The following is a 14,725-nucleotide window of genomic DNA, read 5'->3' on the forward strand; positions in this document are numbered from 1 at the left end:
TTGCCGCGATGGAAGATCTGGACAACGCCCTCGACTCGGAGAGCGGCTATACCGGCGCCCGGCGCATCGTGATTTTCTCCCTGCTGCTGTTCGTCGCCGTCGGGATCTGGGCGTGGTTCGGGGTGCTGGACGAGGTCTCGACGGGAACGGGCAAAGTGATCCCCAGCTCGCGCGAGCAGGTGTTGCAGTCACTTGACGGCGGGATCCTCACCGAGCTGAACGTTCACGAGGGGGATCAGGTACAGGCCGGACAGGTGCTGGCGCGCCTCGATCCGACGCGTTCGGAGTCAAACGTCGGCGAAAGCGCGGCGCGCTACCGGGCCGCCCTCGCCTCCAGCGTGCGCCTGTACGCCGAGGTGAACGATCTGCCCCTTAAGTTCCCGCCGTCGCTGGCGAAGTGGACGGATCTGACGGGGGCCGAAACGCGCCTGTACAACTCCCGGCGCGCGCAGCTGGAGGACACCCAGCGGGAGCTGCGCTCGGCGCTGGATCTGGCGAACAAAGAGCTGGCGATCACCCAGCGGCTGGTCAAAACCGGCGCGGCCAGCCACGTTGAGGTGCTGCGGCTGCAGCGGCAAAAAAGCGATCTGGAGCTGAAGCTGACCGACGTGCGCTCGCAGTACTACGTGCAGGCGCGCGAGGCGCTGTCCAAGGCCAACGCGGAGGTGGATATGGTGTCGGCGATCCTCAAAGGACGCGAGGATTCGGTCACGCGCCTGACGGTGAAATCCCCGGTGCGCGGGATCGTGAAAAACATCAAGGTCACCACCATCGGCGGCGTTATTCCGCCCAACGGCGAGCTGATGGAGATTGTGCCGGTGGACGATCACCTGCTGATTGAAACCCGCCTCTCCCCGCGCGACATCGCCTTTATCCACCCCAACCAGGAGGCGCTGGTGAAGATCACCGCCTACGATTACGCCATTTACGGCGGCCTGCACGGCGTGGTTGAAACGATATCGCCGGACACCATTCAGGACGAAGCCAAGCCGGAGGTGTTCTACTATCGGGTATTTATCCGCACCAGCCAGGATTATCTGGTGAACAAGGCGGGCAGACACTTTTCGATCGTGCCGGGGATGATCGCCACGGTGGATATCAAGACCGGCGAGAAAACGGTGCTGGATTATATGATCAAGCCGTTCAACCGGGCGAAAGAGGCGCTGCGGGAGCGGTAAACGCATTATCCGTCCCCTCTCTCATTTGAGATGAGGGGATTTCCCTGAAACCGCCTCGCAGAATCAACACATTTTCACTTGCTCCCCTTTCCTCCATTTTCATACCCCGTAACACTATCGTTATTAACGAAAGATATGCACTTGCGCACAGTGCATCGGTGCATTACCATGACCTCAGCTTCACAGGGACAGGAGCTAACCACCATGATGCTAAAAAGCATTAAACATTTTCGCGATGAATGGCTTAGGGATTTTTTTCTGTATGGCAAGACGAGTAGCGTCATTCCATCGAGCATCGAGTCCGTTTTGGCAAGAAAGCTGGATATGGTCAATGCCGCCGCGTCGTACAACGATCTCCGTTCGCCGCCGGGAAACAGGTTCGAAGCGCTGAATCCTCCCCTTGACGGCTTTTTCTCTATTCGCATTAACAGACAGTATCGGCTGGTATTCAGGTGGGCGGACGGCAAGGCAGAAGATCTTTACCTCTCCCCCCACAAATACACGCTACACAAGTGAGGTATCACCCATGACTTTTCAACAGGCATTACGTAAGCCGACAACGCCGGGCGACGTGTTGCAGTATGAATATCTTGAACCGCTCAACCTCAAAGTTGCAGACCTCGCGGACATGCTCAACGTGCATCGCAATACCGCTAGCGCACTGGTGAACAATAACCGGAAACTTACCGCCGACATGGCCGTCAGGCTGGCGAAAGCGTTCGATACCAGCATCGAATTCTGGCTGAACCTGCAGCTAAACGTTGATATCTGGGAAGTGCAAACTAACGCCAGAACGCAGGAAGAGCTGAGCCGGGTAAAAACCGCAGCGGAATTAATGGCAAAGCGAAAAGTGGGATAATGTTTTTGGCTGAACCCGAATGCAACAGCCCGGCAGCGTTCACTCAACCTGCCGGGGCATTGCTTACAGCGAGATTTTCAGGCGCCTGACCGCCTCGACCAGCTGCTCGTCGATCGGCGTGACAAATGACATGCGCAGCGTCGTCTGGTCCGGCTCATTACAGTAGAAAAATTCGCCCGGCACGAACACCACGCCGTTGCTCAACGTTTTTTCCAGCCATTTCGTCGTATTGATGCCGTTGTTCATTTTCGCCCACAGGAACATGCCGCCTTTCGGCTTGTGGAACGTCATCACGTCGCCCAGCTCCGCTTCCAGCGCAGTGGCAAACGTCTGGTACTTCTGGCGATACGCTTCGCGGATCAGCGTAATTTGCCCTGCCAGACGGCCCGTTTTCAGGTACTCGTAGGTCATCAGCTGCGACAGCGTGCTGGTATGCAGATCGGTGGTTTGCTTCAGGTTAACCACCGCGCGCTTTAGCCACTCGGGCACCACCACCCAGCCCACGCGGGTTCCCGGCGCGAGGATTTTGGAGAACGTGGAGGTGTATACCACGTTATCTTCATTGCCGATATCTTTCGCATGGGCAATTAACGGGCGAAACGTCTCGTCGGTATAATTAATTTCGCTGTAGGGATCGTCTTCAATAATAACGAAATCATAGCGCTTCGATAATTCCACCAGCTGTTTACGACGCGCTTCAGAAAGCGTTACGCCGCCCGGGTTACCAAACGTCGGAACAATATATACGGCTTTGATGTTTTTATTTGCCGCCAGCGCTTCAAGTTCATCCACTTTCATTCCGTCACCGTCGGTGCCCACGGATTCAACGTTTGCCTGCGCCAGGCCAAATACCTGCAGCGCGGCCAGATAGGTCGGGCGTTCGACAACGACGGTGTCGCCTGGGTTAATTAACGCGCGGGCCAGCACGTCGAGAGACTGTTGCGAACCGGACGTGATCGCCACGTCATCGGCCTTGCAGGCAATGCCCCTTCCTGCGCAGATGCGCTGGATCGCGTCGCGCAGCCCCGGCACGCCCTCGGTCAGGCCGTATTGAAACGCCTCGCCAAAATGCTGCGATAGCACGGCATCCGCGGCTATCTTCAGCCCTTCGTGATCGAACAGGTCGGGGTTAGGAATACCGCCGCCAAGCGAAATCACGCCCGCCATTTTGCTGTGTTTTAATAATTCCCGGATGGCGGACGATTGCAGGGCCTGCGCGCTGCTGGCGAGTTTACTGACAGACATTCTCTGTTTCCCTTCTTTTTTTATGATATGACCCGTCTTAGTAGCACATGTCAGCGGCCTTGATAACTCCTTTTCGCGCGTTGTGCAGGGTCGTCGCGCCATAACCTCACCCTTATTAAGGAATAAGGAATATTTCGGACTAAAGCCAAATTTATTTAGCCGACGAACATGAACTACCAGATTTAAGGATATTCAGGCTCGGAACTTTCTTAGCTTTAGGATTAATCCCCCTTTTATTACCCCGCCAATATTTAAACAATCTTACACATATTCACATTGCGTCCATTTTGCTTACACAGCGCGGAATACCCGATGATAGCCCGACAAAATAGAGCGATAATAATATCGACGGCCGCTGGCCTGTTTTTGATGTTTTCCGCCCGTGCCGCTGAGCCGGAAAATCAGTTTATTATTCAGCAGCAGCGCCAGAAAGCGCTGGAACAGCAGCTGACGCCGCCCGTTCCGGACGTGCGCCTCTCTGAGCCTGCCTCCAGTTTTGGCAGAATCAACTTCCCGACCGAAACGCCCTGCTTCCCGATTCACCGCGTTGAGCTGAGCGGTCAGGATGCCCTGCCGCACTGGCTGCCCCTGCAGCGCATGGCGGATCAGGCTCAGGGACGCTGCCTGGGCGGCAAAGGCATCAACCTGCTGATGACCACGATGCAAAACCGCATCGTCGACCACGGCTGGATCACCACCCGCGTGCTGGCTCCTTCGCAGGATCTGAAAAGCGGCACGCTGAAGCTCGCCATCGTGCCGGGCTACGTTCGCCACGTGAAGCTTACCGAAGAGAGCGATAGGTACATTCAGCTCTACAGCGCGTTCCCGGCGCACGAGGGCAACCTGCTGGATCTGCGCGATATTGAGCAAGGGCTGGAAAACCTGCAGCGGCTGCCGACGGTGGAAGCGAATATGGAGATCCTGCCCGGCGAAAAACCCGGTGAAAGCGACGTCATCATCACCCGTAAGCAGAGCAAGATGTGGCGCGTGGGCCTGTCGCTCGACGATGCTGGCACTGAAACCACCGGGCGCTATCAGGGCGGCGTGACGCTGTCGCTGGATAATCCCTTCTCGCTGAGCGATCTGCTCTACGTTTCTGCCAGCCACGATCTGAACGACAGGGGCGGTAAGGGCAGCAAAAACTACACCGCGCACTACTCCGTGCCGTTTGGCTACTGGATGCTCGGCGTGACCGGCAGTGATTACGACTATCACCAGACCGTCGCCGGGCAGAACGGAGACTACCGCTACAGCGGGAAAAGCAAAAACCTCGACGTGCAGCTAAGCCGCGTGCTGCACCGCAGCGGCACGCAAAAAACCACGCTGACCTACGACGTGCTGGCGCGCGAAACCCGCAACTACATCGACGATACCGAAGTCGGCGTTCAGCGCCGACAGACGGCGGGATGGCGCATCGGGCTGGAACATCGCCACTATATCGGCCAGGCCACGCTGGATGCCGGAATAAGCTACCAGCGCGGCACCCGCTGGTTTGGCGCACGGCCTGCGCCGGAAGAGACCTTTGGCGATGCCACCGCGCTTGGCAAAATCACCCAGCTTAACGCCCAGCTCAACCTGCCGTTTGACGTCGGCTCGCAGAACTTCCGCTACAGCGTGCAGTACCTGCGCCAGATCAGCAACACGCCGCTGACGCCGCAGGATCAGTTCGCCATCGGCAACCGCTGGACGGTGCGCGGCTTTGACGGGGAACGCACCCTGAACGCCAGCCACGGCTGGTACGTGCGTAACGATCTGGCCTGGAGCACGCCGCTGCCGAATCAGGAACTGTATCTCGGCGCGGATTATGGCGAGGTCGGCGGCTACAGCTCGGACTACCTGATCGGTAAACACCTCGCCGGCGGCGTAGTGGGCCTGCGAGGCAGCGCGTTCAATACGGGCTATGACCTTTTCGCCGGCACGCCGTTCTCGAAGCCGGACGGCTTTACCACCAGCAGCCTGACCCTCGGGTTTAACCTCAACTGGAGCTGGTAATGCGCATCGGAAATCTGGATATCAAAGCCCCGCTGATGCTCGGCGGTGAAGAGAGCGAAGCCGAGGTGCTGGGCGCAACCGTCTGGCTGTGGATGCACTCCCCGATGCACCGCGATGCCCCGCTGCACGCCCTGCCAACGCTGCTGCTGCCCATAATCAAGCGCGGTCAGTACGTGCTTGTTTCCGAGAACAACCGGCCGGTGTTTTTCCTCAGCTGGGCCTGGCTGAACGAGGAGTCGGAAGCGCGCTACCTGACCCGCCCGGCTATCGAGATGCGGGAGGAGGACTGGGACAGCGGGGATCGGTTCTGGTTTTGCGACTGGATCGCCCCGTTCGGGCACACCGCGCAGATGTACGCCCTGATGTGCCGCGACGTTTTCCCGGACCATATCTGCCGAGCGCTCTATCACCGCGGCGCGGAGCGCGGCAAGCGCGTGATGATTTTCCACGGCAGCCGCGTCAGCCGTAAAGAGGCAAGAGAGTGGCAACGGCTACACCCGCTCGCCGTGAACCTGCCGGAAGCGTTTAAAGGAACGAACCATGAATAAGAACCTGTACCGAATTGTCTTCAACAAAGCGCGCGGCATGCTGATGGTGGTGGCGGATATCGCCCGCTCCGGCCGCGCCGGTTCGCCTCGTTCTTCCGGTATCGCTCACGCCCACAGCCAGATTATCGGCAGGGTAAGCGCGCTCAGCCTGAGCCTGTGGCTGGCCACGGGAGTTGTGCACACGGCGCAGGCCGCGATCGTTGCCAATACCGGTGCGCCCAAAAGCCAGCAGCCGACGGTGGTCAGCAGCGCCAACGGCACGCCGCAGGTCAATATCCAGACGCCATCGAAAGCGGGCGTCTCGCGCAATAACTACACCCGGTTCGACGTAGACAAAAACGGCGCCATTCTCAATAACTCCCATAAAAACGTGCAGACCAACCTTGGCGGCATGGTGGCGGGCAACCCGTGGCTCGCCAAAGGGGAAGCCAAAGTCATTCTCAACGAAGTCAGCTCACGCGATCCGAGCAGGCTAAACGGCATGATTGAAGTGGCCGGGCAAAAGGCACAGGTGGTGATCGCCAACCCGGCGGGCATTACCTGCAGCGGCTGCGGCTTTATCAACGCCAACCGGGCGACCCTCACCACCGGCCAGGCGCAGATGAAGGACGGGCAGCTAACGGGTTACAAGGTCGAGCGCGGCGAAGTGACGGTAGACGGTGCCGGGATGGACACCTCCGGTGCGGATTACACCGATATCATCGCCCGTTCGGTAAAGGTTAACGCCGGGCTATGGGCGAAAGACCTCAAGGTCACCACCGGGCGTAATACGGTGGATGCCGCCCACGCGAAGATTGAAAAAGGGGGCGATGACGCCACCGCGCGCCCTACGCTGGCGGTGGACGTTTCCAGCCTGGGCGGCATGTACGCGGGTAAAATTCGCATGGTCGGCACCGAGCGCGGCGTGGGCGTGCGCAATGCCGGGGCGATAGGCGCGCAGGCGGGCAATGTGACGATCACCGCCGACGGACGCATTGAGAACAGCGGCACCCTGCGCGCCAGCGATAGCGCCAGCGTTCAGGCCGCAGGCGAACTCACCAACAGCGGCATGCTCACCGCGGCCAGCGGCGTGCAGGTCAAGGCCGCGAGCCTCACCAGCAGCAAAGGGAGCGTGCTGGCAGCCGGGGTAAAAAACGACGGCAGGCTGGGCGATACGGGTGATTTACAGCTTAGCACCACCGGCCAGCTCAGCGCCCACGGGCAGACGCTGGCGGGCGGCAACCTGAGCGCTCGCGGTAAGGGCCTGGACCTGAGCGGCAGCCAGACGCAGGGGAAGCGCGTTGTGCTTGATGGCGGCGCGGGCGACGTGAACACCGCCAGCGCGAAGGTGAACGCCAGCGAGCTGAGCGTCCGCACCGGCAACATGCTCAATAATACCGGCGGCACGCTGGGCGCGGCGAAGACGGTGCAGATCGGCGCCGGCGCCGTCGAGAATACCCAGGGCAAGATCATCGCCGTGGCGGGCAAAAACCATATTGAAACCGGCACGCTGAACAACGCGCAGGGGCTGATTTCGGCGGTATCGGATGACGGCGAGATCGCCGCCGGGCGGGAGATCAACAACGCGAAGGGCCGTATCGAATCCGCCAAAACCCAGCGCATCACCGCCTCCGGGCTGAACAACCGCCAGGGTACGATCGTCGCGAACGGTGCGACGGTTGCCCTCGGCGGCGGCGCGCTGGATAACGCCTCCGGCTCCCTGCTCTCGCGCGGCGCGCTAAGCCTGGAAAGCGGCGCGCTCGCCAACCGGGGCGGCTTCCTCGCCAGCGAGGGGAATTTCACCCTCCACAGCGGCGATGTGGACAACCGCGGCGGGCAGATTGGCGCAAACCAGACTCTCAGCGCGACGTTCAACGCCCTGCATAATGACGGCGGCGCGGTGAAATCCGTCGGCGCGATGGCCCTCAGCGGCGGCCTGCTGGATAACGCGCGCGGCACCGCCTTCTCGGGCGCGGGCCTCGCCTTTACGGGCGAAACGCTGAACAACGAGGCGGGACAGCTGGCCGCGACGGGCGATCTGTCGCTGAACGCCGCGAATCGGCTAGGCAACGCATCGGGCATTGTCCAGGGCAGCGGCATCAGCATCACCACCGGCGCGCTCGATAACCGCAGCGGTCGCCTCGTCGGCCTCTCCGGCACGGACCTGCACAGCGATAGCCTGCAAAACGGCGGCGGGCAGATCCAGAGCGTCGGCGATCTGCTTATCGACAGCGCCAGAGGGCTGGTGGATAACGCCTCGGGCCTGATCCGCAGCGGCAAAGCGGTGACGGTGAACGCCCTTAACGTTATCAACCAGAACACCCTCGGGGAGAATCAGGGCCTGGAAGGACAGCGCGTGACCCTCACCGCCACGGCCCTCGATAACCAGAGCGGGAGCCTGCTGGCAAACGATGCCCTCGCCGTTCGCACCGACGGCGTGCTCAACAACAGCGCGGGCGCGCTGGCCTCTGGCGGCACGCTGGATCTGAACGGTAGCGGCCTGAACCTGATAAATGCTGGCGGTACGGTCAACGCGGGCAAGGCGTTGACCATTCAGGCGCAAACCCTCGATGCCAGCGGCCAGCTGCTGTCGCAGGGGGATATGACGCTGGGCAGCGCCAGCAGCGTCATCAACAGCGGGAACATCGTTGCCAACGGCAATCTCACCTTCACCACGCCGGGCGATATCGCCAACAGCGGCAGGCTGATGGCGGGCAGCGCGCTGAACGTGCAGAGCACCAACCTGACGAACGCGGCCAGCGGTGAAATCAACGCCGGAAGCAACGCGCTGAACGCCGCGGGCACGGTGCTGAACTACGGCCTCATTGACGGGGTTCACACCCTTATTCATGCCGATACGCTGACCAACGTCGGCTCGGGGCGTATCTACGGCGACGCCGTGGGCGTTAACAGCATCACCTTCAATAACCTGGCCGAGAACGGCACGGCCGCGACGCTTGCCGGGCGCGAGCGGGTCGATCTTGGCGTGCAGACGCTGAACAACGTGGGCCATAGCCTGGTTTACAGCGCCGGTACGATGCTGATCGGCGGCGCGCTGAACGACAGCGGCGCGGCGACCGGGCGCGCGGGCGCGATTAACAACCACAGCGCCACCATTGAATCCGCCGGGGATATGGCGATCGCCGCCTCGCAGATCAACAATATCAATGATAACTTCTCCACCGAGGTGGTCCGCGTCTCGGAAGAACAGCTAACCGACTACCAGCATTCCGGCTCCACCACCCGCTGGAGCTCGACGGAGAACGGCGTCTGGGTGGACCGCAACTCTTCCGACGGGCTGCGGAACCTGAATACGCCAGAAGATACCGGCGCGAACAACGACAATTTTAACCAGTACGACTACACCCGCACGATAGACGAAACGCGCATCAAAGAGAGCGATCCGGCGAAGATCCTCGCGGGCGGCAGCATGAGCCTGACCGGCGACAGGCTGTTTAACGACAAGAGTCAGGTGATTGCAGGCGGTACGCTGCAGATTGACCAGATGGGCAGCGTGCAGAACGACGACGTGCCCGGTCAGCGCTTCACCACGGATGAGGGTACCGTTACCCACTACTACCGTATTCGCCACAAGGGCGACGACGAGCAGGGGCGCGACCGCACCGCGTATACCCCGCCGACGACCATTCAGAGCATCTCCCTCAAGCCGGGCCAGCTGGTGAGCAACGGCAGCGTCGAGGGCAGCAGCCTCACCATCGCGCCGCGGGTTTTACAGGGCACCAGCGTGGCGATTGGCCAGGCTGGAACCCCTGCGGCGCAGCAAACCGTGAAGCCGGGGGAGCCCGTGGTACCACCAGCCGGGCAGCAGTTTGAGGTGACGCCTGCCGACGGCGCTATTCGCATCATTGGCCCGAACACCACCCTGCCGGACAACAGCCTGTTCAAGGTCAATCCGTCGGCGGACGTATCGTATCTGGTGGAAACCGATCCGCGCTTTACCAACGAACGCCAGTGGCTCGGCAGCGATTACATGCAGGACGCCTTCGCCAGCGACGGTGATAACACGCTGAAACGCCTGGGCGATGGCTATTACGAGCAGCGCCTGATCCGCGAGCAGGTGATTGGCATTACGGGCCAGCGCTATCTCGACGGCTATAGCAACGATGAAGAGCAGTACAAAGCGCTGATGGATCGCGGCATTACCTTCGGCAAGCAGTACGACCTGAAGATCGGCGTGGCGCTGACGCCGGAGCAGATGGCGCTGCTGACCGGGGATATCGTCTGGCTGGTCAACACCCAGGTGAAGATGCCGAACGGCTCAATGGAAACCGTGCTGGTGCCGCAGGTGTACGCCAAAGTGAAGCAGGGCGATATCGACGGCTCCGGCGCGCTGATTGCCGGGAACAACGTCTCGATTAAGCTCAACGGCGATCTCTTTAACAGCGGCACCCTCGCCGGGCGCAAGGTGCTGCAGCTGGATGCCGACAACATCATCAACCAGAGCGGCACGATCCAGGGGGCAGACGTCAGCCTGAACGCCCGCACCGATATCAGCAACGTTGGCGGGGCCATCGTGGGCGACAGCAGCGTGCTGGCGAGCGCTGGACGTGACATCACCCTCACCAGCACGACCAACAGCGCTTCCAGCGTGAACGGTGAGAACCGCTTCGCCCGCACCACCATTGACAGCGTATCCGGCGTTTACGTCCAGGGCGACGACGGCAGGCTGGCGCTGCAGTCCGGGCGGGATATCACCCTGACCGGAGCGCAGGTGATCGCCAGCGGCGAGAACGGCAAAGCGCAGCTGGTGGCCGGGCGGGATATGAACCTGAACACGGTGGAAACCGCCAGCCGCGATAGCCTGGTGTGGGATGCCGACAACAGCCTGAAACAGGGGCAGACCAACAGCGTCGGCAGCGAAGTGACGGGCAAAGGCGACGTCACGCTGGCCGCCGGTAACGACCTCAGCGCGCGCGCCGCCGCCCTCTCCGCTGGCGAGGCGCTGAACGTCAGCGCCGGGAATAACCTGACGCTGGCGGCGGGTGAAAACACCCAGGATCTGGACGAACGGCATAAAGTGGTGGGCGGTAACGGCTTGCTGTCGAAAACCACCACCACCACGCGCGACGTGATTTCCCGTCAAACCGCCGAGGGCAGCGAGCTAAACGGCAACACGGTCAGCCTGACGGCGGGCAACGATCTGACCGTTCGCGGCAGCAGCGTGGCGGGCACGGACGACGTTGCCCTGCTGTCGGGCAACGACCTGACCGTGGAAACCGCCGAAGAGCGCAATGCCGAAGAGCACATGAAGCAGGAGAAAAAATCCGGGCTGATGAGCTCCGGCGGCATCGGCTTTAGCGTGGGCTCGCAGAGCATCAAAACTACCGATACCGGCAGCGATGCCACCCAGGCGGGCAGCACCGTCGGCAGCGTCAACGGCGATCTGACGCTGCGCGCGGGCAATCGCCTGGCGGTGAGCGGCTCCGATCTGGTAGCCGGTCAGGATATGGCCCTCAGCGGGAAGGACGTGAATATCACGGCAGTAAACAACCGCAGCCAGCAGACCCACGAGGTGGAGCAGAAAACCTCCGGGCTGACCCTGGCGCTCTCCGGCACCGTCGGCAGCGCGCTGAACAGCGCCGTGGAGGCTTCGCAGCAGGCGAAATCCTCCGGCAGCGGCCGTCTGCAGGCATTGCAGGGGGTGAAGGCGGCGCTTTCCGGCGTACAGGCCGCGCAGGCTGCGCGGATGGATCAGGCCCTGGGCGCAGATGCGTCTAATACCAACACGGTAGGCATTAGCCTCTCCTACGGCAGCCAGTCGTCGAAATCCACCCAGTACAGCGAGCAGAACACCGCCCAGGGCAGCACCCTCAACGCCGGGCGCGATCTCAGCGTCATTGCCACCGGCAGCGGCGAACGGGGCGCGGACGGCGATTTGACGGTAGAAGGCAGCCAGCTGAAGGCGGGCAACGATATCACCCTTGCCGCCAACCGCGATCTGTACCTGCGCTCGGCGCAAAACACCCAGCTGCTGGACGGCAAAAACGAGAGCAAGGGCGGCAGCGTCGGGGTTGGCATCGGATACGGCTCCGGCGGCGCGGGCATCAACATCTCCGCCAGCGTTAATCGCGGTAAAGGCAGCGAGAGCGGCAACGGCACCACCCACAGCGAAACTACCGTCGACGCGGGCCGCCAGGTAAATCTTCTGACCGGACGCGACGCCACCCTGACCGGCGCGCAGGTGAGCGGCGAAACGGTAAAAGCGGACATTGGGCGCAACCTGACCCTCACCTCCGAGCAGGACAGCGATCGCTACGACTCAAAACAGCAGAACGCCAGCGCGGGCGGGAGCTTCAGCATCGGCTCTATGACCGGCTCGGCCAGCGTCAACGTCAGCCGCGACAAGATGCACAGCAACTACGACTCGGTGGTGGAACAGACCGGGATCTTCGCAGGCAAAGGCGGCTATGACGTCACCGTGGGCGAGCATACCCAGCTCAACGGGGCGGCGATCGGCTCGACCGCAACCGCCGACAAAAACCGTCTCGATACCGGCACCATTGGCTTTAGCGATATTGAAAACCGCGCCGATTTCGAAGTGGAACACCAGAGCGTGGGCATGAGCACCGGGGGCAGCATCGGCAGCCAGTTTGCCGGCAACATGGCCAACGGCCTGCTGGTGGGCGCGAACCGCGACGGGCATGACAGCAGCACCACGCACGCGGCGGTATCGGACGGTACGCTGATCGTTCGCGATCGGGATCGTCAGGTTCAGGATGTGAATCAGCTCAGCCGCGATGTGGCGCACGCCAACCAGACGCTCTCCCCTATCTTCGACAAAGAGAAAGAGCAGGAGCGACTGCAGCAGGCGCAGCTGATCGGCGAGATTGGCAATCAGGTGGCCGATATTGCCCGCACCGAGGGCAGCATCCGCGCCACTAACGCCGCGAAAGAGAAGCTGAACCACGTCAACGCACAGGATCTGCAGGAGGCGAAAGCGGCGTGGGAAAAAGCCAACCCGGGCAAAACCGCGACCCTTAGCGACATCAACGGCCAGATCTACCAGACGGCCTACAACGATGCGATGAATGCCTCCGGCTTTGGCACCGGCGGTCAGTATCAGCAGGCAATTCAGGCGGCGACGGCGGCGGTGCAGGGCCTGGCCGGGAGCGATCTTAGCGCGGCCCTTGCTGGCGGCGCTGCGCCGTACGTGGCGGAAGTGATTGGTCACTACAGCGGCCTGAACGACGCGGGCAAAGTCGCCGCCCACGCGGTGGTCAACGCCGCGCTGGCTGCCGCCCAGAATCAAAACGCACTCGCGGGTGCCGCCGGTGCCGCCACGGGCGAGCTGGTGGGGATGATCGCCCTCGAGATGTACGGCAAACCGGCCGATAAGCTGGACGAAACGCAGAAGCAGACGGTTTCTGCGCTGGCGACGCTGGCGGCGGGGCTTTCCGGCGGGCTGGCGGGCGACAGCTCTGCGTCTGCCGTGGCGGGCGCGCAGGCGGGTAAAACGACGGTTGAGAATAATTCCCTTGGCGACATCGCCGCGGCGCTGGCACAGGGTAAAACCACCGCGCAGGTGGCCGAAGAGCAAGTGAAGGCCGAAAATGAACGCTACAAGCGCGAAAACTGTGGCGGGATGAGCGCCGAAGCCTGCGCGGTGAAAATGTACACTGAGCGTCGGGACGCGCTGAAAGAGATGGCGTTGTTTGGCGTAGATTTTGTCCCGGTCATAGGTGACATCAAGAGCTTCGCGGAAGCGCACAGCGCGCTTGATTATCTGGCCGCGACGATTGGCATCATTCCTGGCGCAGGGGATGTTGCGGGCAAAGCCATTAAGGGTGCGGAAAAGGCGCTTAAAGCAGGCGATCTGGAAGCGGCATCTAAGCTGATTAACCAGGCCAGTGATGAGATTTATGCCGTGTCTGGCGCTAAGTGGAACTGGAATAAGGAACTCAACAAGCCGCTCCCTAATAAGACCTATAATCTTGATGGCGACAAAGTCTACAAAACGGACCATCTGGCAAGGCCGCAGCAGGTCGAAGCAACCCTGAGTGCAAACGTAAAAGACAGGAATGGTTATCAACAGTGTAAGGCCGGGAAATGCGGTAATCCCGGTGATGAAGGTGGTCACTTAATCGCCAGTATTTTTAATGGGCCTGGAGAAAAGTTAAACCTGGTGCCGATGGATGGTAATCTGAACAAAGGCGCATGGAAACAGATGGAAAATACCTGGGCCAAGGCAATAAGCGAAGGTAAAGAGGTGAAGGTTAACATTCAACCTACGTATGTGGGTGATAGCGTCAGACCAGATAAGTTCTACATCGAATACACCATCGATGGTGGCAGACCGATAGCTGAAACATTTAAGAATGCACCGGGGGGAAAATAATGCGTTCTGATCAGGAAATCTACAACGATATTGGGTCAGTATTACTGGCAGCAGCACCCGATAACGCGTCAAAAATTATTATGCGGGCAGAGTTATCTCCTGAAGGAGATCACTGTAAATGTGAATTTGATTATGTGGATAGCACCTCAGGGCAGACAAACTGGTTTACTGCAGGCGCGCAAGCCAATGGTCGTTTGCTGGATCTTCTCGTCGAGCTTAGAACGTTATTTGTTAATAACATCAAATCACAACAAACGCCATTCTGGCAGGGTTGCGAAATAACGATAGATACAGAGACACTCAGGATTGGTATTGACTTCAAGTATGAGGATTAACAAACGGCCTTCCGCCCCTTCCGGCGGAAGGTTAGTTTTACGGGACATATAAGGGGAAAAGGTCTGTGACTCACTCACATCATTTGATTAAAGTTATTTTACGTTAACCTCATTTAATGAATCGTTCTTACAGACCTGCATTGGCAGGTAACAAATCTACATTATCTATGTTATGGACTTCAAGCCACTGAAAATATGGATATTAAGACGGTAAAATGACTATCAAGAAAACG

General features: G+C 60.3%; 8 protein-coding genes. 7 read left to right on the forward strand and 1 reads right to left on the reverse strand.

Annotation, left to right across the window (positions count from 1 at the left end):
* The first annotated feature begins 8 nt into the window (after positions 1-8).
* The 3 genes from V1599_RS19360 to V1599_RS19370 all read left to right on the forward strand — a co-directional run bounded on the left by V1599_RS19360 (position 9) and on the right by V1599_RS19370 (position 2,037).
* Positions 9-1,178 carry an HlyD family efflux transporter periplasmic adaptor subunit gene (locus tag V1599_RS19360; protein ID WP_112009873.1) on the forward strand — a complete coding sequence of 390 codons (1,170 nt, stop codon included), beginning with the start codon at positions 9-11 and terminating at the stop codon, positions 1,176-1,178.
* A 207-nt stretch (positions 1,179-1,385) separates the two neighbouring features.
* Positions 1,386-1,694, forward strand: coding sequence for a type II toxin-antitoxin system RelE/ParE family toxin (locus V1599_RS19365; protein ID WP_112009874.1), 309 nt, complete (start codon positions 1,386-1,388; stop codon positions 1,692-1,694).
* 10 nt (positions 1,695-1,704) lie between these two features.
* Positions 1,705-2,037, forward strand: coding sequence for a HigA family addiction module antitoxin (locus V1599_RS19370; protein ID WP_112009622.1), 333 nt, complete (start codon positions 1,705-1,707; stop codon positions 2,035-2,037).
* Positions 2,038-2,100: 63 nt separating this feature from the next.
* On the opposite strand, the gene V1599_RS19375 is transcribed toward V1599_RS19370, so the two are convergent.
* On the reverse strand, positions 2,101-3,282 hold the full coding sequence (locus tag V1599_RS19375) for a PLP-dependent aminotransferase family protein (protein WP_395300673.1): 1,182 nt from the start codon (positions 3,280-3,282) through the stop codon (positions 2,101-2,103).
* A gap of 369 nt (positions 3,283-3,651) precedes the next feature.
* On the opposite strand from V1599_RS19375, the gene V1599_RS19380 reads away from it, so the two are divergent.
* The 4 genes from V1599_RS19380 to V1599_RS19395 are packed head-to-tail and all read left to right on the forward strand — an operon-like array spanning position 3,652 to position 14,492.
* Positions 3,652-5,274, forward strand: coding sequence for a ShlB/FhaC/HecB family hemolysin secretion/activation protein (locus V1599_RS19380; RefSeq protein ID WP_112009624.1), 1,623 nt, complete (start codon positions 3,652-3,654; stop codon positions 5,272-5,274).
* Complete coding sequence (locus V1599_RS19385; RefSeq protein WP_395300674.1) at positions 5,274-5,822, forward strand: toxin-activating lysine-acyltransferase; 549 nt, start codon at positions 5,274-5,276, stop codon at positions 5,820-5,822. Before V1599_RS19380 ends, V1599_RS19385 begins: the two co-directional genes overlap by 1 nt.
* On the forward strand, positions 5,815-14,157 hold the full coding sequence (locus V1599_RS19390) for a hemagglutinin repeat-containing protein (RefSeq protein ID WP_395300675.1): 8,343 nt from the start codon (positions 5,815-5,817) through the stop codon (positions 14,155-14,157). The genes V1599_RS19385 and V1599_RS19390 overlap by 8 nt, the downstream gene beginning before the upstream one ends.
* Positions 14,157-14,492 carry a hypothetical protein gene (locus tag V1599_RS19395; RefSeq protein WP_261645174.1) on the forward strand — a complete coding sequence of 112 codons (336 nt, stop codon included), beginning with the start codon at positions 14,157-14,159 and terminating at the stop codon, positions 14,490-14,492. Before V1599_RS19390 ends, V1599_RS19395 begins: the two co-directional genes overlap by 1 nt.
* The last annotated feature ends 233 nt before the right edge of the window (positions 14,493-14,725 follow it).

This window comes from Enterobacter sp. ECC-175 (assembly GCF_043968675.1).
GTDB lineage: Bacteria > Pseudomonadota > Gammaproteobacteria > Enterobacterales > Enterobacteriaceae > Enterobacter.